Origin of the sequence: Streptococcus sp. HMSC061E03 (assembly GCF_001813505.1) — a bacterium.
In the GTDB taxonomy this organism is placed as follows: Bacteria; Bacillota; Bacilli; order Lactobacillales; family Streptococcaceae; genus Streptococcus.
Window position 1 is genome coordinate 104,771 of record NZ_KV812802.1, and the last position, 19,416, is coordinate 124,186.

Annotated in this window: 33 protein-coding genes; 32 read left to right on the top strand and 1 reads right to left on the bottom strand. The window is 41.1% G+C overall.

Features of this window, described 5'->3' with window-relative positions; translation table 11 throughout:
- The first annotated feature begins 107 nt into the window (after positions 1 to 107).
- Entirely contained in the window at positions 108 to 560 is a 453-nt protein-coding gene (locus tag HMPREF2917_RS10520) for a CoA-binding protein (protein WP_070590745.1), read from the top strand.
- A 69-nt stretch (positions 561 to 629) separates the two neighbouring features.
- Here the strand turns inward: HMPREF2917_RS10520 and HMPREF2917_RS10525 are convergent, their stop codons facing one another.
- Positions 630 to 1,499, bottom strand: a complete 870-nt coding sequence (locus HMPREF2917_RS10525) for a DUF975 family protein (RefSeq protein ID WP_070590748.1) — start codon at positions 1,497 to 1,499, stop codon at positions 630 to 632.
- Positions 1,500 to 1,649: 150 nt separating this feature from the next.
- Here HMPREF2917_RS10525 and tgt point away from each other — a divergent pair, with 150 nt between their 5' ends.
- The 31 genes from tgt to HMPREF2917_RS10675 all read left to right on the top strand — a co-directional run bounded on the left by tgt (position 1,650) and on the right by HMPREF2917_RS10675 (position 19,290).
- Positions 1,650 to 2,792: a tRNA guanosine(34) transglycosylase Tgt gene (gene tgt / locus HMPREF2917_RS10530; protein ID WP_070590751.1), complete on the top strand. Its 1,143-nt coding sequence runs from the start codon at positions 1,650 to 1,652 to the stop codon at positions 2,790 to 2,792.
- 432 nt (positions 2,793 to 3,224) lie between these two features.
- On the top strand, positions 3,225 to 3,533 hold the full coding sequence (gene rpsJ, locus HMPREF2917_RS10535; RefSeq protein ID WP_003009585.1) for a 30S ribosomal protein S10: 309 nt from the start codon (positions 3,225 to 3,227) through the stop codon (positions 3,531 to 3,533).
- Positions 3,534 to 3,614: 81 nt separating this feature from the next.
- Complete coding sequence (gene rplC / locus HMPREF2917_RS10540; protein ID WP_003010846.1) at positions 3,615 to 4,241, top strand: 50S ribosomal protein L3; 627 nt, start codon at positions 3,615 to 3,617, stop codon at positions 4,239 to 4,241.
- Between the two features lie 24 nt (positions 4,242 to 4,265).
- On the top strand, positions 4,266 to 4,889 hold the full coding sequence (gene rplD, locus HMPREF2917_RS10545) for a 50S ribosomal protein L4 (RefSeq protein WP_003009591.1): 624 nt from the start codon (positions 4,266 to 4,268) through the stop codon (positions 4,887 to 4,889).
- Positions 4,889 to 5,185 carry a 50S ribosomal protein L23 gene (locus HMPREF2917_RS10550; RefSeq protein ID WP_003009593.1) on the top strand — a complete coding sequence of 99 codons (297 nt, stop codon included), beginning with the start codon at positions 4,889 to 4,891 and terminating at the stop codon, positions 5,183 to 5,185. Before rplD ends, HMPREF2917_RS10550 begins: the two co-directional genes overlap by 1 nt.
- 17 nt (positions 5,186 to 5,202) lie before the next feature.
- A complete protein-coding gene (rplB, locus tag HMPREF2917_RS10555; RefSeq protein ID WP_000512900.1) occupies positions 5,203 to 6,036 on the top strand; it encodes a 50S ribosomal protein L2 in 834 nt (277 codons plus the stop codon).
- A gap of 96 nt (positions 6,037 to 6,132) precedes the next feature.
- Positions 6,133 to 6,414 carry a 30S ribosomal protein S19 gene (rpsS, locus tag HMPREF2917_RS10560; protein WP_000533766.1) on the top strand — a complete coding sequence of 94 codons (282 nt, stop codon included), beginning with the start codon at positions 6,133 to 6,135 and terminating at the stop codon, positions 6,412 to 6,414.
- Between the two features lie 11 nt (positions 6,415 to 6,425).
- Complete coding sequence (gene rplV / locus HMPREF2917_RS10565) at positions 6,426 to 6,770, top strand: 50S ribosomal protein L22 (RefSeq protein WP_000818139.1); 345 nt, start codon at positions 6,426 to 6,428, stop codon at positions 6,768 to 6,770.
- Positions 6,771 to 6,782: 12 nt separating this feature from the next.
- Positions 6,783 to 7,436 (top strand): 30S ribosomal protein S3, encoded by a 654-nt coding sequence (gene rpsC, locus HMPREF2917_RS10570; RefSeq protein WP_003002336.1) that lies wholly within the window; start codon positions 6,783 to 6,785, stop codon positions 7,434 to 7,436.
- A gap of 3 nt (positions 7,437 to 7,439) precedes the next feature.
- Positions 7,440 to 7,853: a 50S ribosomal protein L16 gene (rplP, locus tag HMPREF2917_RS10575; RefSeq protein WP_000960947.1), complete on the top strand. Its 414-nt coding sequence runs from the start codon at positions 7,440 to 7,442 to the stop codon at positions 7,851 to 7,853.
- Between the two features lie 9 nt (positions 7,854 to 7,862).
- Positions 7,863 to 8,069 carry a 50S ribosomal protein L29 gene (gene rpmC / locus HMPREF2917_RS10580; RefSeq protein ID WP_003002350.1) on the top strand — a complete coding sequence of 69 codons (207 nt, stop codon included), beginning with the start codon at positions 7,863 to 7,865 and terminating at the stop codon, positions 8,067 to 8,069.
- 23 nt (positions 8,070 to 8,092) lie between these two features.
- Entirely contained in the window at positions 8,093 to 8,353 is a 261-nt protein-coding gene (gene rpsQ / locus HMPREF2917_RS10585) for a 30S ribosomal protein S17 (protein WP_000440801.1), read from the top strand.
- A 25-nt stretch (positions 8,354 to 8,378) separates the two neighbouring features.
- Positions 8,379 to 8,747 carry a 50S ribosomal protein L14 gene (gene rplN / locus HMPREF2917_RS10590; RefSeq protein ID WP_003002384.1) on the top strand — a complete coding sequence of 123 codons (369 nt, stop codon included), beginning with the start codon at positions 8,379 to 8,381 and terminating at the stop codon, positions 8,745 to 8,747.
- Positions 8,748 to 8,821: 74 nt separating this feature from the next.
- Positions 8,822 to 9,127: a 50S ribosomal protein L24 gene (gene rplX / locus HMPREF2917_RS10595; protein WP_003002315.1), complete on the top strand. Its 306-nt coding sequence runs from the start codon at positions 8,822 to 8,824 to the stop codon at positions 9,125 to 9,127.
- Between the two features lie 23 nt (positions 9,128 to 9,150).
- Positions 9,151 to 9,693, top strand: coding sequence for a 50S ribosomal protein L5 (gene rplE / locus HMPREF2917_RS10600; RefSeq protein ID WP_070590753.1), 543 nt, complete (start codon positions 9,151 to 9,153; stop codon positions 9,691 to 9,693).
- Positions 9,694 to 9,710: 17 nt separating this feature from the next.
- Positions 9,711 to 9,896 carry a type Z 30S ribosomal protein S14 gene (locus HMPREF2917_RS10605; RefSeq protein ID WP_001085699.1) on the top strand — a complete coding sequence of 62 codons (186 nt, stop codon included), beginning with the start codon at positions 9,711 to 9,713 and terminating at the stop codon, positions 9,894 to 9,896.
- Positions 9,897 to 10,180: 284 nt separating this feature from the next.
- Positions 10,181 to 10,579, top strand: a complete 399-nt coding sequence (rpsH, locus tag HMPREF2917_RS10610) for a 30S ribosomal protein S8 (protein WP_003010897.1) — start codon at positions 10,181 to 10,183, stop codon at positions 10,577 to 10,579.
- 189 nt (positions 10,580 to 10,768) lie between these two features.
- Positions 10,769 to 11,305: a 50S ribosomal protein L6 gene (gene rplF, locus HMPREF2917_RS10615; RefSeq protein ID WP_003009612.1), complete on the top strand. Its 537-nt coding sequence runs from the start codon at positions 10,769 to 10,771 to the stop codon at positions 11,303 to 11,305.
- A gap of 83 nt (positions 11,306 to 11,388) precedes the next feature.
- Positions 11,389 to 11,745 (top strand): 50S ribosomal protein L18, encoded by a 357-nt coding sequence (rplR, locus tag HMPREF2917_RS10620; protein WP_003010871.1) that lies wholly within the window; start codon positions 11,389 to 11,391, stop codon positions 11,743 to 11,745.
- Positions 11,746 to 11,762: 17 nt separating this feature from the next.
- Positions 11,763 to 12,257, top strand: coding sequence for a 30S ribosomal protein S5 (rpsE, locus tag HMPREF2917_RS10625; protein ID WP_003009617.1), 495 nt, complete (start codon positions 11,763 to 11,765; stop codon positions 12,255 to 12,257).
- A 14-nt stretch (positions 12,258 to 12,271) separates the two neighbouring features.
- Positions 12,272 to 12,454, top strand: a complete 183-nt coding sequence (gene rpmD, locus HMPREF2917_RS10630; RefSeq protein ID WP_002894509.1) for a 50S ribosomal protein L30 — start codon at positions 12,272 to 12,274, stop codon at positions 12,452 to 12,454.
- Positions 12,455 to 12,600: 146 nt separating this feature from the next.
- A complete protein-coding gene (gene rplO / locus HMPREF2917_RS10635; protein ID WP_003002405.1) occupies positions 12,601 to 13,041 on the top strand; it encodes a 50S ribosomal protein L15 in 441 nt (146 codons plus the stop codon).
- Positions 13,042 to 13,053: 12 nt separating this feature from the next.
- Positions 13,054 to 14,364, top strand: a complete 1,311-nt coding sequence (gene secY / locus HMPREF2917_RS10640; RefSeq protein ID WP_023920186.1) for a preprotein translocase subunit SecY — start codon at positions 13,054 to 13,056, stop codon at positions 14,362 to 14,364.
- A gap of 96 nt (positions 14,365 to 14,460) precedes the next feature.
- A complete protein-coding gene (locus tag HMPREF2917_RS10645; RefSeq protein WP_003017039.1) occupies positions 14,461 to 15,117 on the top strand; it encodes an adenylate kinase in 657 nt (218 codons plus the stop codon).
- Positions 15,118 to 15,233: 116 nt separating this feature from the next.
- Positions 15,234 to 15,452 (top strand): translation initiation factor IF-1, encoded by a 219-nt coding sequence (gene infA / locus HMPREF2917_RS10650; RefSeq protein WP_001029883.1) that lies wholly within the window; start codon positions 15,234 to 15,236, stop codon positions 15,450 to 15,452.
- A 23-nt stretch (positions 15,453 to 15,475) separates the two neighbouring features.
- Entirely contained in the window at positions 15,476 to 15,592 is a 117-nt protein-coding gene (rpmJ, locus tag HMPREF2917_RS11020; protein WP_001808836.1) for a 50S ribosomal protein L36, read from the top strand.
- Between the two features lie 17 nt (positions 15,593 to 15,609).
- Positions 15,610 to 15,975, top strand: coding sequence for a 30S ribosomal protein S13 (gene rpsM, locus HMPREF2917_RS10655; protein ID WP_003009631.1), 366 nt, complete (start codon positions 15,610 to 15,612; stop codon positions 15,973 to 15,975).
- Between the two features lie 23 nt (positions 15,976 to 15,998).
- Positions 15,999 to 16,382, top strand: coding sequence for a 30S ribosomal protein S11 (gene rpsK / locus HMPREF2917_RS10660; protein WP_003002390.1), 384 nt, complete (start codon positions 15,999 to 16,001; stop codon positions 16,380 to 16,382).
- Positions 16,383 to 16,427: 45 nt separating this feature from the next.
- Positions 16,428 to 17,366 (top strand): DNA-directed RNA polymerase subunit alpha, encoded by a 939-nt coding sequence (locus HMPREF2917_RS10665; protein WP_003009635.1) that lies wholly within the window; start codon positions 16,428 to 16,430, stop codon positions 17,364 to 17,366.
- 11 nt (positions 17,367 to 17,377) lie between these two features.
- Positions 17,378 to 17,764, top strand: a complete 387-nt coding sequence (gene rplQ / locus HMPREF2917_RS10670; RefSeq protein WP_003002399.1) for a 50S ribosomal protein L17 — start codon at positions 17,378 to 17,380, stop codon at positions 17,762 to 17,764.
- Positions 17,765 to 18,018: 254 nt separating this feature from the next.
- Positions 18,019 to 19,290 carry a glutamate-cysteine ligase family protein gene (locus HMPREF2917_RS10675; protein WP_070590756.1) on the top strand — a complete coding sequence of 424 codons (1,272 nt, stop codon included), beginning with the start codon at positions 18,019 to 18,021 and terminating at the stop codon, positions 19,288 to 19,290.
- Positions 19,291 to 19,416: the final 126 nt, after the last annotated feature.

Sequence of the window (19,416 nt, forward strand, 5' to 3'; positions counted from 1 at the left end):
CGAATTACCGATTTCTGTCCCACTCTCTTTTAACGACAAACACTTGCAATGCCCTCCGGATTGTTATACTATTTAAAGAAAGGAAACGCATACAAAAGGAGATTCTTATGGCTTATTCATTTCGCAACCCTAGTGATGGCATTATCAAACATTACCTAGAAACCAGCAAGATCATCGCTGTAGTTGGATTATCTGATCGTGAAGACACAACCAGTCATCGTGTCAGCAAGGAGATGCAAGAGCGGGGCTATCGGATTATTCCTGTCAACCCCCGCGCAGCTGGAGGCCAGATCCTTGGAGAAACGGTGTATGCTAGCTTACAGGAGATTCCTTTCCCAGTAGATATCGTTGATGTATATCGTCGCAGTGAGTTTTTGCCAGATGTGGCGCGTGATTTTATTGAGACGGATGCGAAAATTTTCTGGGCACAATTGGGACTGGAAAATCAAGAAGCAGAAGAAATCCTTCGTGGAGCTGGACGAGAAGATATTGTCATGAACCGCTGTATCAAACGGGAACACACCCGATTAATCTTGGGTGCATCCCTATACGGAGTATGACTGACAAGAAATTGACAGTAAAATTATAGAAGAAAACCCCAGCAGGAAACTGGGGTTTTCTTATTACTCTTATTTAGCTTCATGGCTTGGATGGCCTGTAAAATGGCGCGGCCCTTGTTTAATCTGCTTGATTTGATCATAAAATGCAATTTGGCAGTTGATAAAGTAAGGCATGGTATAAAAGCCGATGACATCGCGCGTGAAGTAATTCAAGAAGTACCAACCAATCAAGGTTAGATCGAGCACCAAGCGATTGCTGCGGAACCCTTTCATGGTTTCACGACTTTGGCGAAGGACTCCAAAGGCTCCCTTGTAGTCGCCGTCTCGTAATTGCTCGTAGAGGATCAATTCGACCAGGCTAAGACTGTAGTATTGTGGCAGGTAAAAGAGGAGGCCGATCAGGCCAAGTACGACGCCAGCAGTCATCAGAGGCATTTGTTGCATGAGAGATTGGAATTCAGGACTGGAAGCACTCAAAGTGCTAGGGTTACTCACCTTATCGTAGATCGCCAAAAATCGAATGCTAGCGTAGGTGCTGATGAGACTCCCCACATAGAGGATGAGTCCCCATAAAAAGAGGACGGCTTGCTTCAAGATCAAGGTGGCAAATACAGAGGTAAAGCGATCTTGTTTAAAGATATCTATGACGCGTGTTCGGTGTTCGATCTTGGGATTAATCGTATCTAAATAGCTAAAAGTTGCACCGACCACTAAAATGGAGATGACAAAGGAGACGACAGAAGGAAAGAGCTGTCGCTGGATCATGTAGATACTTGCTTGCTGCAAGGTCATATCCGGTAGTAGATCGACCAGATCTTGCCCACTTAAGAGAAAGTTAGCAAGAATGGTCAACAGGACCGGAAGAGCAAAAAGGATAGCTAAGCCCGGTTGCTGGATTTGCATGGTACGTGCCCGGAAGCGAATCAGTTTAAGGTTCATAGATGACACTCTCTTCATAGTAGTACTTTTTATTATAACATAAGTCCGTGACAGAGCTGGTAAAATTTGGTACAATCGTACAGGTGCTCACAGGAAAACTGTGACAGGAATAAGAAGGCTGGGACTGTTTTTCCCAGTACGGAGGTAACCATGACAGATTCACCGATTCAATATCGATTAATCAAAAAAGAAAAGCATACAGGTGCTCGTCTGGGAGAAATTATCACCCCTCACGGGACCTTCCCAACCCCAATGTTTATGCCTGTAGGGACTCAGGCAACCGTTAAGACCCAATCGCCAGAAGAACTCAAGGAAATGGGTTCCGGCATTATCTTGGCCAACACCTACCATCTCTGGCTTCGTCCCGGGGACGACTTGGTCGCAAAAGCAGGAGGACTGCACCAGTTCATGAACTGGGACCAGCCGATTTTGACAGATAGTGGAGGCTTCCAGGTCTATTCATTAGCGGATACCCGCAATATCACTGAAGAAGGGGTAACCTTTAAAAACCACCTCAACGGCTCGAAGATGTTCCTCTCTCCAGAAAAGGCCATCTCCATCCAAAACAATCTAGGAAGCGACATCATGATGTCCTTTGATGAATGCCCTCAGTTCTATCAACCCTATGATTATGTGAAGAAATCAATCGAACGGACCAGTCGTTGGGCAGAACGTGGCCTAAAGGCTCACCGTCGCCCTCATGATCAAGGTCTTTTCGGGATTGTCCAAGGGGCTGGATTTGAAGACTTACGCCGTCAGTCTGCTCAAGATTTGGTCGGCATGGACTTTCCAGGCTATTCCATCGGTGGCTTAGCTGTTGGGGAAAGCCATGAAGAGATGAATGCGGTACTAGATTTCACAACTCCGCTCTTACCAGAGAACAAGCCGCGCTATCTCATGGGAGTAGGAGCTCCAGACAGTCTGATTGATGGCGTTATTCGTGGAGTGGACATGTTTGACTGTGTCTTGCCGACGCGGATTGCGCGAAATGGTACCTGTATGACTAGCCAAGGACGCCTGGTAGTGAAAAATGCGCAATTTGCAGAAGACTTTACACCGCTGGATCCCGAATGTGATTGCTACACTTGTAAGAATTACACCCGGGCTTATCTTCGCCACCTCCTCAAGGCAGATGAAACCTTCGGTATTCGCTTGACTAGCTACCACAACTTGTATTTCTTGATCAACCTCATGAAGCAGGTCCGTAAAGCCATCATGGATGACAATCTCTTAGAATTCCGTGAGCATTTCGTAGAAAAATATGGCTATAACAAATCAGGACGGAATTTCTAGAAATAGATAAATAGGAAGAAAAAAGACTACAGCCATCTGAGAATAATAGGAATAACTGCTAGACGCAGTGGTTGATTGGTATCTTTGTTCGCTTGTTAAGCTCCAAAGATAACCTAATCAACTGTGCGGGGGCGAGACGACGAACAAATTGGATATAAATTTGTTCTGTCTCGCTCCCTTTTTCCTATATAATAGCAACTTTTTTAGCACTCAATTTCTTTCGAAAACACTTTCATCAAAAAAACGAAAAAAATCTTCTCAAATCCCTTGCATTGGGCCTTTGTTTGTGTTAAACTACTATGGTGCTGTGAAAAACAGCTATTAGCTTTGATGCAAGAGGTTGCGACACGCTCGGTTGCATTGCCACGCAACGCGCGTCGGTTTTCTTGTGGAGCTAGCCTATTATCTTAAATAGACGAAAAGGAGAAAAAGATGGCAAACAAAAAAATCCGCATCCGTTTGAAAGCGTACGAACACCGTACACTCGACACAGCGGCTGCAAAAATCGTAGAATCAGCTACTCGTACAGGTGCACAAGTTGCGGGTCCAATCCCACTTCCAACTGAACGTAGCCTCTACACAATCATTCGTGCGACTCACAAATACAAAGATTCTCGCGAACAATTCGAAATGCGTACACACAAACGTTTGATCGACATCATCAACCCAACTCAAAAAACAGTTGACGCTTTGATGAAATTGGATCTTCCAAGTGGTGTAAACGTAGAAATCAAACTTTAATCTAAAGCTTGATCCAGAGCATAAAAAACGCTCGTTAAAAACTTTTTGAATAAAAAACTATAGAAAAGGAACTATTTTCTCATGACAAAAGGAATCTTAGGGAAAAAAGTGGGAATGACTCAAATCTTCACTGAAGCTGGCGAATTGATCCCTGTAACAGTTATCGAAGCAACTCCAAACGTTGTTCTTCAAGTTAAAACTGTTGAAACAGATGGTTACAACGCTATCCAAGTTGGTTTCGATGACAAACGCGAAGTATTGAGCAACAAACCTGCTAAAGGACATGTAGCAAAAGCTAACACGGCTCCTAAGCGCTTCATTCGTGAATTCAAAAACGTTGAAGGCTTGGAAGTTGGTGCTGAAATCACAGTTGACACTTTCGAAGCTGGAGACATTGTTGATGTAACTGGTACTTCTAAAGGTAAAGGTTTCCAAGGTGTTATCAAACGCCACGGACAATCACGTGGACCAATGGCTCACGGTTCTCGTTACCACCGTCGTCCAGGTTCTATGGGACCTGTTGCACCTAACCGCGTATTCAAAGGTAAAAACCTTGCAGGACGTATGGGTGGCGATCGTGTAACAATTCAAAACCTTGAAGTTGTACAAGTTGTTCCAGAAAAGAACGTTATCCTTATCAAAGGTAACGTACCAGGTGCTAAGAAATCTCTTATCACTATCAAGTCAGCAGTTAAAGCTGGTAAATAATAAGGAAAGGGGAATACAGTCAAAATGGCAAATGTAACATTATTCGACCAAACTGGTAAACAAGCGGGCGAAGTTGTTCTTAACGATGCGATCTTTGGTATCGAACCAAACCAAGCAGTTGTATTTGATGTGATCATCAGCCAACGTGCTAGCCTTCGTCAAGGAACTCACGCAGTTAAAAACCGTTCAGCCGTTTCAGGTGGCGGACGCAAACCATGGCGTCAAAAAGGAACTGGACGTGCTCGTCAAGGTTCTATCCGCTCTCCACAATGGCGTGGTGGTGGAATCGTCTTCGGACCAACTCCACGTAGCTATGCGTACAAACTTCCTCAAAAAGTTCGTCGCCTTGCACTTAAATCTGTTTACTCAGAAAAAGTTGCTGAAAACAAATTTGTAGCCGTTGATTCTCTTGAATTTACAGCTCCAAAAACTGCTGAATTTGCAAAAGTTCTTGCAGCTTTGAGCATCGATTCTAAAGTCCTTGTTATTCTTGAAGAAGGAAACGAATTCGCAGCTCTTTCAGCTCGTAACCTTCCAAACGTGAAAGTTGCGACTGCTACAACTGCAAGTGTTCTTGACATCGCAAATAGTGACAAACTTCTTGTTACTCAAGCAGCTATCTCTAAAATCGAGGAGGTTCTTGCATAATGAATTTGTATGATGTTATCAAAAAACCTGTTATCACTGAAAAGTCAATGGCTCAACTTGAAGCAGGCAAATATGTATTCGAAGTTGACACTCGCGCTCACAAACTTTTGATCAAACAAGCTGTTGAAGCTGCGTTTGAAGGTGTAAAAGTTGCGAATGTGAACACTGTAAACGTAAAACCTAAAGCAAAACGCGTTGGACGTTACACTGGTTTTACTTCAAAAACTAAAAAAGCTATCATCACGCTTGCAGCTGATTCTAAAGCAATCGAGTTGTTTGCTACTGAAGCTGAATAATCTAAGGAGGAAATATCGTGGGAATTCGTGTTTATAAACCAACAACAAACGGTCGCCGTAATATGACTTCTTTGGATTTCGCTGAAATCACAACAAACACACCTGAGAAAACTTTGCTTGTTTCTCTTAAAAACAAAGCAGGTCGTAACAACAACGGTCGTATCACTGTTCGTCACCAAGGTGGTGGACACAAACGTCATTACCGTTTGATCGATTTCAAACGTAACAAAGATGGAGTTGAAGCAGTCGTTAAAACGATCGAATACGATCCAAACCGCTCAGCTAACATCGCGCTTGTACACTACACTGACGGTGTGAAAGCTTACATCATTGCCCCTAAAGGTCTTGAAGTAGGTCAACGCATCGTATCAGGACCAGAAGCAGATATCAAAGTCGGAAATGCTCTTCCACTTGCTAACATCCCGGTTGGTACTTTGATCCACAACATCGAATTGAAACCTGGTAAAGGTGGAGAATTGGTACGTGCTGCTGGAGCTTCTGCTCAAGTATTGGGTTCTGAAGGTAAATATGTACTTGTTCGTCTTCAATCAGGCGAAGTTCGTATGATTCTTGGAACTTGCCGTGCTACAGTTGGTGTTGTCGGAAATGAACAACATGGACTTGTTAACCTTGGCAAAGCGGGACGTAACCGCTGGAAAGGTGTTCGCCCTACAGTTCGCGGTTCTGTAATGAACCCGAATGATCACCCACACGGTGGTGGTGAAGGTAAAGCACCAGTTGGACGTAAAGCGCCATCTACTCCTTGGGGTAAACCTGCGCTTGGTCTTAAAACTCGTAACAAGAAAGCGAAATCTGACAAACTTATCGTTCGTCGTCGCAACCAAAAATAATCATAAGCAACTAGCTTACACTTTCCGCCAGCTCGGTAGCGCTGCATAGCAGCGCAAGCCGCTGTGGTACTAAATTTTAAAGGAGAAAATTACAAAATGGGACGTAGTCTTAAAAAAGGACCTTTCGTCGATGAGCATTTGATGAAAAAAGTTGAAGCTCAAGCAAACGACGAAAAGAAAAAAGTAATTAAAACTTGGTCACGTCGTTCAACGATCTTCCCAAGTTTCATCGGATACACTATCGCAGTTTATGATGGACGTAAACATGTACCTGTTTACATCCAAGAAGACATGGTAGGTCACAAGCTTGGTGAATTTGCACCAACTCGTACTTACAAAGGTCACGCGGCAGACGACAAGAAGACACGTAGAAAATAAGGAGAACATAAATGGCAGAAATTACTTCAGCTAAAGCAATGGCTCGTACAGTGCGTGTTTCACCTCGTAAATCACGTCTTGTTCTTGACAACATCCGTGGTAAAAGCGTAGCCGATGCCATCGCTATTTTGACATTCACACCAAACAAAGCTGCAGGGATCATCCTTAAAGTGTTGAACTCAGCAGTAGCAAACGCTGAAAACAACTTTGGTTTGGAAAAAGCTAACTTGGTAGTATCTGAAGCATTCGCAAACGAAGGACCAACAATGAAACGTTTCCGTCCACGTGCGAAAGGTTCAGCTTCACCAATCAACAAACGTACAGCTCACATCACAGTAGCTGTTGCAGAAAAATAAGGAGGTAAACTCGTGGGTCAAAAAGTACATCCAATTGGTATGCGTGTTGGTATCATCCGTGATTGGGATGCCAAATGGTATGCTGAAAAAGAATACGCGGATTACCTTCATGAAGATCTTGCAATCCGTAAATTCATTCAAAAAGAATTGGCTGACGCAGCCGTTTCAACTATTGAAATCGAACGCGCAGTAAACAAAGTTAACGTTTCTCTTCACACTGCTAAACCAGGTATGGTTATTGGTAAAGGTGGAGCAAACGTTGATGCACTTCGTGCAGCTCTTAACAAATTGACTGGTAAACAAGTACACATCAACATCATTGAGATCAAACGTCCTGACTTGGATGCTCACCTTGTTGGTGAAGGAATCGCTCGTCAATTGGAACAACGTGTTGCTTTCCGTCGTGCACAAAAACAAGCGATCCAACGTGCTATGCGTGCTGGAGCTAAAGGAATCAAAACTCAAGTATCAGGTCGTTTGAACGGTGCAGATATTGCCCGTGCAGAAGGATACTCTGAAGGAACTGTTCCACTCCACACACTTCGCGCTGATATCGATTACGCTTGGGAAGAAGCAGACACTACTTACGGTAAACTTGGTGTTAAAGTATGGATCTACCGTGGTGAAGTTCTTCCAGCTCGTAAAGACGCTAAAGGAGGTAAATAACCAATGTTAGTACCTAAACGTGTAAAACACCGTCGCGAATTCCGTGGTAAAATGCGCGGTGAAGCAAAAGGTGGAAAAGAAGTAGCATTCGGTGAATACGGTCTTCAAGCTACAACTAGCCACTGGATCACAAACCGTCAAATCGAAGCTGCTCGTATCGCCATGACTCGTTACATGAAACGTGGTGGTAAAGTTTGGATTAAGATTTTCCCACACAAATCATACACCGCTAAAGCTATCGGGGTACGTATGGGATCTGGTAAAGGGGCTCCTGAAGGTTGGGTAGCACCAGTTAAACGTGGTAAAGTGATGTTCGAAATTGCTGGTGTATCTGAAGAGATCGCACGCGAAGCGCTTCGTCTTGCTAGCCACAAATTGCCAGTTAAAACTAAATTTGTGAAACGTGAAGCAGAATAAGGAGAGGTCATGAAACTTACAGAAGTAAAAGAATTTGTTAAAGAACTTCGTGGTCTTTCTCAAGAAGAACTCGCGAAGCGTGAAAATGAATTGAAGAAAGAATTGTTTGAACTTCGTTTCCAAGCGGCTGCTGGTCAATTGGAACAAACTGGACGTTTGAAAGAAGTGAAAAAACAAATCGCTCGTATCAAAACTGTTCAATCAGAAGCTAAATAATAGACTAGGGAAGGAGAATTTCAATGGAACGCAATAATCGTAAAGTTCTTGTTGGACGCGTTGTGTCTGACAAAATGGACAAAACAATCACAGTTGTAGTTGAAACTAAACGTAACCACCCAGTCTATGGTAAACGTATCAACTATTCTAAAAAATACAAAGCTCATGATGAAAACAATGTTGCTAAAGAAGGCGATATCGTTCGTATCATGGAAACTCGTCCGCTTTCAGCTACAAAACGCTTCCGTCTTGTAGAAGTCGTTGAAGAAGCGGTCATCATCTAATCATACCTGAAAGGAGAAAACGTAAATGATTCAAACAGAAACTCGTTTGAAAGTCGCTGACAACAGTGGCGCACGCGAAATCTTGACAATCAAAGTTCTTGGTGGTTCAAAACGTAAATTCGCGAGCATCGGTGATGTAATCGTTGCATCTGTAAAACAAGCTACTCCTGGTGGTGCGGTTAAGAAAGGTGACGTTGTAAAAGCTGTTATCGTTCGTACTAAATCAGGTGCTCGTCGTAAAGATGGTTCATACATCAAGTTCGACGAAAATGCAGCAGTGATCATCCGTGACGACAAAACTCCTCGCGGAACTCGTATCTTTGGCCCAGTTGCACGTGAATTGCGTGACGGTGGATTCATGAAGATCGTATCACTTGCTCCAGAAGTACTTTAATCAATAAAAAAACAAACACAGTCCCCTGGCTCAGCCAGGGTGCCCATCGGGCGTAAGAATAAAAGGAGAATAAAATGTTTGTAAAAAAAGGCGACAAAGTTCGCGTTATCGCTGGTAAAGACAAAGGCGTAGAAGCTGTTGTTCTTACTGCTCTTCCAAAAGTAAATAAAGTTGTTGTAGAAGGTGTAAACATCATCAAGAAACACCAACGTCCAAATAACGAAAACCCTCAAGGTGCAATCGTTGAAAAAGAAGCTCCTATCCATGCTTCTAACGTACAAGTTTTGGACAAAAACGGTGTTGCTGGACGTGTTGGCTACAAATTTGTAGACGGCAAAAAAGTTCGCTACAACAAAAAATCAGGCGAAGTGCTTGACTAATCACGAAGGAAAGGAGAAGTATAATGGCTAATCGTTTAAAAGAAAAATACCTTAATAAAGTAGTACCATCATTGACTGAACAGTTCAACTATTCATCAGTTATGGCTGTGCCAAAAGTTGATAAAATCGTTTTGAACATGGGTGTTGGTGATGCAGTATCAAATGCTAAAAACCTTGAAAAAGCTGCTGAAGAGCTTGCTTTGATCTCAGGTCAAAAACCATTGATCACTAAGGCTAAAAAATCAATCGCCGGCTTCCGTCTTCGTGAAGGTGTTGCGATCGGTGCAAAAGTTACCCTTCGTGGTGAACGTATGTACGAATTCTTGGATAAATTGGTAACAGTTTCACTTCCACGTGTACGTGACTTCCATGGTGTTCCAACAAAATCATTTGATGGACGCGGAAACTACACACTTGGTGTGAAAGAACAATTGATCTTCCCAGAAATCAACTTTGATGATGTTGATAAAACTCGTGGTTTGGATATCGTAATCGTAACTACAGCGAACACAGACGAAGAATCACGTGCATTGCTTACTGGCCTCGGTATGCCGTTTGCAAAATAATATAGGAGGTAAAACTAATGGCTAAAAAATCTATGATTGCTAAGAACAAACGCCCAGCGAAGTTCTCTACTCAAGCATACACTCGCTGTGAACGTTGTGGACGTCCACACTCAGTTTACCGCAAGTTTAAACTTTGCCGTGTTTGCTTCCGTGAATTGGCATACAAAGGTCAAATCCCAGGTGTCACAAAAGCATCTTGGTAATTTAAGATATCAAGGGCGTTAAAACTCCAAGTGGAAATAGGAAACTTGACGAAGAAACTTTAGTTTCTAGGAAAGTTTATCTTTTTCACACAGAGTTTAGCCCGGGTTCAGTTGGGCTTGCCAATTTGAACACGAGCTACAGCTTTGGCAAAAAAGACCAATTTTCTTTGGAGCATCGCTCCCTGCATCAAATTGCCTATTTTTGCTCTCGCTGTTACGCTCTCTGTATCATGTATTAACTAGCAAGTGCAACTTGCAAACTACTAGTAAGAGGAGAAATTATAATGGTTATGACTGACCCAATCGCAGACTTCCTTACACGTATTCGTAACGCTAACCAAGCAAAACACGAAGTACTTGAAGTACCTGCATCAAACATCAAAAAAGGGATTGCTGAAATCCTTAAACGCGAAGGTTTTGTAAAAAACGTTGAATTCATCGAAGATGACAAACAAGGCATCATCCGTGTATTCTTGAAATACGGACAAAACGGTGAAAAAGTTATCACAAACTTGAAACGTGTATCTAAACCAGGTTTGCGTGTTTACAAAAAACGTGAAGATCTTCCAAAAGTTCTTAACGGACTTGGAATTGCTATCCTTTCAACTTCTGAAGGTTTGCTTACTGATAAAGAAGCACGCCAAAAGAACGTTGGTGGGGAAGTTATCGCTTACGTTTGGTAATATTTAGTTCCCAATTTCGTTGTGACTCTTCGTTATTGTCTCTTGCCTAACCCAAAGTTATGTCTGCGAGACAATGCCTTGATTTACTTAGAAAATGAGACCTAAACATTAACTTTTAAATCAAAAAGATTTAAACCCCGTGAAAACTGGCCCGTAAAGGCCTGACAATTTAACAGGAGAATAAAAAACATGTCACGTATTGGTAATAAAGTTATCGTGTTGCCTGCTGGTGTTGAAATCACTAACAATGACAACGTTGTAACTGTAAAAGGACCTAAAGGAGAACTTACTCGTGAGTTCTCAAAAGATATTGAAATCCGTGTGGAAGGTACTGAAGTAACACTTCACCGTCCAAACGATTCAAAAGAAATGAAAACAATCCACGGAACAACTCGTGCCCTTTTGAACAACATGGTTACTGGTGTATCAGAAGGATTCAAGAAAGAACTTGAAATGCGCGGGGTTGGATACCGTGCACAACTTCAAGGATCAAAACTTGTTTTGGCTGTTGGTAAATCACACCCAGACGAAGTTGAAGCTCCAGAAGGAATTACTTTTGAACTTCCAAATCCAACAACAATCGTTGTTAGCGGAATTTCAAAAGAAGTAGTTGGTCAAACAGCTGCTTATGTACGTAGCCTTCGTTCACCTGAACCATACAAAGGTAAAGGGATCCGTTATGTTGGTGAATACGTTCGCCGCAAAGAAGGTAAAACAGGTAAATAATGTAGTTTGGTTGTTTTTCAACCAACCTTCATCTTACCAACTCAGTGCTTAGCACATGATTTTAAAATTAAGAGGTGAAAATTGTGATTTCGAAACCAGATAAAAACAAAATCCGTCAAAAACGCCACCGTCGCGTTCGCGGAAAACTCTCTGGAACTGCTGATCGCCCACGTTTGAACGTATTCCGTTCTAATACAGGCATCTACGCTCAAGTGATTGATGACGTAGCGGGTGTAACGCTCGCAAGCGCTTCAACTCTTGACAAAGAAGTTTCAAAAGGAACTAAAACTGAACAAGCCGTTGTTGTCGGCAAACTTGTTGCTGAACGTGCAGTTGCTAAAGGTATTTCTGAAGTGGTGTTCGACCGCGGTGGATATCTATATCACGGACGTGTTAAAGCTTTGGCTGATGCAGCTCGTGAAAACGGATTGAAATTCTAATAGGAGGACACTAGAAAATGGCATTTAAAGATAATGCAGTTGAACTTGAAGAACGCGTAGTTGCCATCAACCGTGTAACAAAAGTTGTTAAAGGTGGACGTCGTCTTCGTTTTGCAGCTCTTGTAGTTGTTGGTGACCGTAATGGCCGTGTTGGATTTGGTACTGGTAAAGCTCAAGAAGTTCCAGAAGCAATCCGTAAGGCTGTTGAAGATGCTAAGAAAAACTTGATCGAAGTTCCTATGGTTGGAACAACAATTCCACACGAAGTAACATCAGTATTTGGTGGAGCTCGTGTATTGTTGAAACCAGCTATCGAAGGGGCTGGGGTTGCTGCAGGTGGAGCAGTTCGTGCCGTTGTCGAATTGGCAGGTATTGCAGATGTTACATCTAAATCACTTGGATCAAACACTCCAATCAACATCGTTCGTGCAACTGTTAACGGTTTGGCACAATTGAAACGCGCTGATGAAGTTGCTGCCCTTCGTGGTATTTCAGTTTCTGACTTGGCTTAAGAAAGGAGATTCAAATGGCTCAAATTAAAATTACTTTGACTAAGTCTCCAATCGGACGCATCCCGTCACAACGTAAAACTGTTGTAGCACTTGGACTTGGCAAATTGAACAGCTCTGTTATTAAAGAAGATAACCCAGCAGTACGTGGTATGATCACTGCTGTATCTCACTTGGTAACAGTTGAAGAAGTAAAATAATCTATTTAAAAATAGAAACAAAGTTTTCAGGGGTATGAGAGGTTCTCATCCCCTAAAACTAAATATAAGTATAGGCGAGTTTGTAGTTAGGACACCTTTTCCTGATTACATGCGTTAGCAATTTACAAAAGAGGAGAAAATTAATAATGAAACTTCATGAATTACAACCTGCTACAGGTTCACGTAAAGTCCGCAACCGTGTTGGTCGTGGTACTTCATCTGGTAATGGTAAAACTTCTGGCCGTGGTCAAAAAGGTCAAAAAGCTCGTAGCGGTGGCGGTGTACGTCTTGGTTTTGAAGGTGGACAAACTCCATTGTTCCGTCGTCTTCCAAAACGTGGATTTACAAACATCAACGCTAAAGAATATGCTATTGTGAACCTTGATCAATTGAACGCCTTTGAAGATGGTGCTGAAGTAACTCCAGTAGTACTTGTAGAATCAGGAATTGTAAAAGCTGAAAAATCAGGTATCAAAATTCTTGGTAACGGAGAATTGACTAAGAAGTTGACTGTTAAAGCAGCTAAATTCTCTAAATCAGCTGAAGAAGCTATCACTGCTAAAGGTGGTTCAGTTGAAGTCATCTAAGTGAGGTGACCTATGTTTTTTAAATTATTAAAAGATGCATTTAAGGTGAAACAAGTACGGTCGAAGATTTTATTTACGATCTTCATCATTCTTGTTTTCCGCATTGGGACCACGATTACAGTGCCTGGTGTAAATGCGAAAATTCTGAACAACCTTCAAGATGTGTCCTTCTTGAACATGCTCAGTTTGGTTTCTGGGAATGCCATGAGGAACTTCTCAGTTTTCGCATTAGGGGTTAGCCCATACATCACAGCTTCGATCGTCGTGCAACTTTTGCAAATGGATCTGTTACCTAAGTTTGTTGAATGGGGCAAACAAGGGGAAGTTGGTCGAAGAAAGCTTAACCAAGCAACACGCTATATTTCTTTGGTTCTAGCCTTTGTTCAATCCATCGGGATTACAGCAACCTTCCACACCTTGTCTCAGGCGAAATTAGTCGCAACTCCAAATACCAAGACCTATCTATTAATCGGTGCGATTCTAACGACCGGTTCCATGATTGTGACTTGGCTTGGAGAACAAATCACAGATAAAGGCTACGGTAATGGTGTATCAATGATTATCTTTGCAGGGATTGTGTCATCGATTCCTGAGATGATTAAAGAAATCTATGAAAATGCATTTGTGAACGTTCGTTCTGGTCAAATGACCAATTCCCTCATTTTTGTTGGGGTACTAATCCTTGCTGTCTTGGTTATTGTTTACTTTACAACCTTTGTAGAGCAAGCACAATACAAGATTCCAATCCAATATACAAAGATTGCACAAGGAGCTCCATCAAGTTCTTACCTTCCTTTGAAAGTAAACCCAGCAGGAGTTATTCCTGTCATCTTCGCTAGTTCGATTACAGCAGCGCCTGCTGCAATTTTCCAAGTGATTAGCGCTATGGGTTACAATGCAGGATGGGTGAAAACAGCTCAAGCCATGTTGGCTACAAACACACCAACTGGTGTGGCAATGTATGCCTTACTGATCATTCTCTTCACCTTCTTCTACACGTTTGTTCAGATCAATCCTGAAAAAACGGCAGAAAACCTTCAAAAGAGTGGTGCCTATATCCCAGGCGTCCGCCCTGGTAAGGGGACAGAAGAGTTTATGTCTCGTTTGCTACGTCGTTTAGCAAGTGTCGGATCAGTATTCCTTGGCTTTATTACCATCATTCCAATCCTAGCTCGAGATTTATTTGGTTTGACAGATGCAGTTGCTCTTGGAGGAACTAGTTTGTTAATCATTATTTCAACAGGTATTGAGGGAATGAAACAATTAGAAGGCTACTTATTAAAACGTAAGTATGTCGGATTTATGGACACAACAACAGAATAGAATAAGGTTGACTTTGTCAGCCTTCTATTTTGTTTTTAAATGGAAATAGGAATTCGCTCCTGCTTCCATTTAAAAACAAAATAAGGAGAATTCATCATGAATCTTTTAATTATGGGGTTGCCTGGAGCAGGTAAAGGAACTCAAGCAGCTAAAATCGTTGAAGAGTTTCACGTAGCGCACATCTCCACTGGAGATATGTTCCGCGCAGCGATGGCTAATCAAACTGAAATGGGTGTACTTGCAAAATCATACATTGATAAAGGTGAGTTGGTACCAGATGAAGTAACCAATGGAATTGTGAAAGAACGCCTTGCTCAAGATGATATTAAAGAAACAGGTTTCCTTTTGGATGGCTACCCACGTACAATTGAACAAGCTCATGCCTTGGATCAAACTTTGTCAGATCTTGGTATCACATTAGAAGGTGTTATCAATATTGAAGTTAACCCAGAAAGTTTGTTAGAACGTTTGAGTGGTCGTTTCATCTGCCGTACTTGTGGCGCAACTTACCACAAAGTATTTAATCCTACAAAAGTTGAAGGAACTTGTGATAACTGTCAAGGTCATGATTTCTACCAACGTGAAGATGACAAACCAGAAACGGTTAAACGTCGTTTGGACGTCAATATTGCACAAGGAGAACCAATCATTGAATTTTATCGTTCAAAAGGACTCGTACATGACATCCAAGGGAACCAAGATATCAATGATGTATTTTCAGACATTGAAAAAGTCTTGTCAAATTTGAAATAAAAGCGTTTTTCATGCTTGCAATATTGGACAACTAGTGTTACAATTAGTTAGTCTGACTTATAATTGTTACCTCTGTGCTCAGAGGAATGAATCGAAATTTATGGAGGTACTTTTGCGTGGCAAAAGACGATGTGATTGAAGTAGAAGGCAAAGTAGTCGATACAATGCCGAATGCTATGTTTACGGTTGAACTTGAAAATGGACATCAGATTTTAGCAACAGTTTCTGGTAAAATTCGTAAAAACTATATTCGTATTTTAGCGGGAGATCGTGTTACAGTGGAGATGAGTCCGTACGATTTGACACGTGGACGTATCACATACCGCTTTAAATAATCGAAAAACTTGGAGGGATAAAAATGAAAGTAAGACCATCGGTCAAACCAATTTGCGAATACTGTAAAGTAATTCGTCGTAATGGTCGTGTTATGGTAATTTGCCCAGCAAATCCAAAACACAAACAACGTCAAGGATAAGATAGAAAGGAGAAAACATGGCTCGTATTGCTGGAGTTGACATTCCAAATGACAAACGTGTAGTAATTTCATTGACTTATGTGTACGGTATCGGACTTCCAACATCTAAGAAAATCCTTGCTGCTGCAGGCGTTTCTGAAGATATTCGTGTTCGCGATCTTACACCAGATCAAGAAGATGCTATCCGTCGTGAAGTTGACGCAATCAAAGTTGAAGGTGACCTTCGTCGTGAAGTAAACTTGAACATCAAACGCTTGATGGAAATCGGTTCATACCGTGGTATCCGTCACCGTCGTGGACTTCCAGTTCGTGGACAAAACACTAAAAACAATGCTCGCACTCGTAAAGGTAAAGCTGTTGCGATTGCAGGTAAGAAAAAATAAAATAAAATAAGGAGGTAAAAATCTTGGCTAAACCAACACGTAAACGTCGTGTGAAAAAGAATATCGAATCTGGTATTGCTCATATTCACGCTACATTTAACAACACAATTGTTATGATTACTGATGTGCATGGTAACGCAATCGCTTGGTCATCTGCAGGTGCACTTGGATTTAAAGGTTCTCGTAAATCTACACCATTTGCTGCTCAAATGGCATCAGAAGCTGCTGCAAAAGCTGCTCAAGAACACGGACTTAAATCTGTTGAAGTAACTGTTAAAGGTCCTGGTTCAGGTCGTGAGTCTGCTATTCGTGCACTTGCTGCTGCTGGTCTTGAAGTAACTGCAATCCGCGATGTAACTCCTGTACCACACAATGGTGCTCGTCCTCCAAAACGTCGCCGTGTATAATCATCAACAATTACACAGCTTTTCGTTTAAGAGGGAGTATAGCAAATGATTGAGTTTGAAAAACCAAATATAACAAAAATTGATGAAAACAAAGATTATGGCGTGTTTGTCGTAGAACCACTTGAACGTGGCTATGGTACAACACTTGGAAACTCACTTCGTCGTGTACTTCTAGCTTCACTTCCAGGTGCGGCTGTTACTTCAATCAATATTGAAGGTGTACTCCACGAATTTGATACGGTTCCAGGAGTCCGTGAAGACGTTATGCAAATTATTCTTAACGTTAAAGGAATCGCCGTTAAATCTTACGTCCAAGACGAAAAGATTATTGAACTTGATGTAGAAGGACCAGCAGAAGTAACTGCCGGTGACATTCTTACGGATAGTGACATCGAAATTGTAAACCCTGATCATTATCTATTTACGATCGGAGAAGGAGCATCTTTGAAAGCGACGCTTACTGTAAACAGTGGACGTGGCTATGTTCCGGCTGATCAAAACAAAAAAGATGATGCACCAGTGGGAACACTTGCTGTAGATTCAATCTATACGCCAGTGACAAAAGTCAATTACCAAGTTGAACCAGCTCGCGTTGGTAGCAACGATGGATTTGACAAGCTAACCCTTGAAATTTTGACAAATGGGACTATTATTCCAGAAGATGCCTTAGGTTTGTCTGCCCGTATTTTGACAGAACACCTAAATCTATTTACAAACTTAACTGAAATTGCTATTGCAACAGATGTTATGAAAGAAGTAGATACAACTTCTGATGATCGCATTTTAGAACGTACAATCGAAGAATTAGATCTTTCAGTTCGTTCATATAACTGTTTGAAACGTGCTGGCATCAATACTGTTTACGATTTGACTGAAAAATCAGAAGCAGAAATGATGAAAGTTCGTAACTTAGGACGTAAGAGTCTTGAAGAAGTTAAAATCAAACTTGCCGACTTAGGCCTTGGGTTAAAAAACGATAAATAGAGGAGGAATACATGGCTTACCGTAAACTAGGACGCACTAGCTCACAACGTAAAGCGATGCTTCGCGATTTGACTACAGATCTTATCATCAATGAAGCAATTGTAACAACTGAAGCACGTGCGAAAGAAATCCGTAAATCAGTTGAAAAAATGATTACTTTGGGTAAACGTGGTGATTTGCATGCACGTCGTCAAGCTGCTGCATTCGTACGTAACGAAGTTGCATCACAAAACTTTGATGAAGAAACAGGTAAATACTCAGAAACAACTGCACTTCAAAAATTGTTCTCTGAATTAGCACCTCGTTATGCTGAGCGCAATGGTGGATATACTCGTATCCTTAAAACTGAACCACGTCGTGGTGATGCTGCGCCAATGGCTATCATCGAATTGGTATAATATCATCAATTTTGTTGAGTGTTATGATGATGGAATACACTGTTATTCTTAGTCTAGCTCTGGTCTACCGCTGGGGATTTTCCCCAGCGGGAACACTCATCATATTGAATGAATGGTAGACGCTTGTTTACGAAATTGCTTTAATTTAAAACAATTTCGTAAGCAGGCGTTTTGTCTTGCTTTTCATGAGTAGTCGAGAATAGCAAAAAATGATATAATGGAACCCATATCTCCAATAGAAGAAAAAGGATTCAATGACAAAACAACAAGCAATTAAATTACTAAAAGAGAAGTACCTTAGTAATATGAAAGAGGATTCGGAACTCTTTGTCGGAGTTGAATTAGAGTTTCCGATTGTAGAAACAAATGGAAACAAAACAAATATAGAGGTGACGAAAAATCTTTTTCGAATCTTAGCAAACTTATCAGATTTTGAAGTTGAAAAAATAGATGACAATCAAAATCCCATTCAATTGATTCACTGCTCTTCTAAAGATCGTATTCTATTCGAGTTGAGTTACAATACAATTGAATTTGCATTTGAGAGAGCTCGTTCTATAAATGAGGTGGGCAAACGTTTTGAGGACTATTTGAAGATCATTCAACCGATTTTACAAGAAAATAATCACGAAATTCAAGGGCACGGAATCCATCCTTTGTGGAAAGAAAATGATAATAGCCCAGTGAAAATCGAACGATACAAGATGTTAATGGCTTTCCTTGCAATGAATGGTACAGGGATGAAGACACACTCCTATCCTTCGTACGGAGCATTTATATGCGGAAACCAGGTTCAATTGGATGTAAGGCGCGATAATTATATTCGCATCATTAATGCATTTAATAAAATTGAAGCAGCAAAAGCATATTTGTTTTCTAACTCAGAATTTTCAGCAGAGGCTTGGGATACAAAAATTGCTAGAGATATTTTCTGGGAAGAATCCTTACATGGTTATTATAAGGAAAATGTAGGGATTTATCCTAAGGATTACCAAAGCGAAGAAGAGTTTTTTAATAATCTCGCTAAAACGGCTATTTTTACAGCAACTAGAGGGGGCAAATCATATTATTTTAAACCAATTCGAGTGGAAGATTATCTAGATCAAAAAGAAATTACAGCCTATACGGCTGATGGAAATGAGAAGATCATTAAGCCTGTAAAAGAAGATCTAAAACAACATCGAAGTTACCAATTTCAAGATTTAACTGCTCGTGGGACTGTGGAATTTAGAAGTGTTTGTACGCAACCGTTAGAAACCACCTTTGCCCCGATTGCCTTTGAGTTGGGCTTGTTTGTAGAATTAGAAAAACTGGAAAACTATTTAGAAGATTCTTCATTTTTTAAAAATGAAGAACAGGACTATCGAAAACTTAGAAAGAAATATTCAAAGAAAATTCTAAGTAAAGAAGAAAAAGAAGCGATCCAATCCTTTTCAAAAGATCTTCTAGACATAGCTGAAGCAGGTTTAATGAAAAGAGGCTACAAGGAAGAAAAATTTCTTATCATTACCAAAGAACTAGACTAATAGAAAAGCCTTTTTACAGGCTTTTCTTTATTACTTTCAAAAAAAACTTTCAAAAAAATAAATTTTTTTGGAAAAAAGTATTGACAGTAAGGGTAGGTCATGATATACTAATATAGTTGTCGCGCG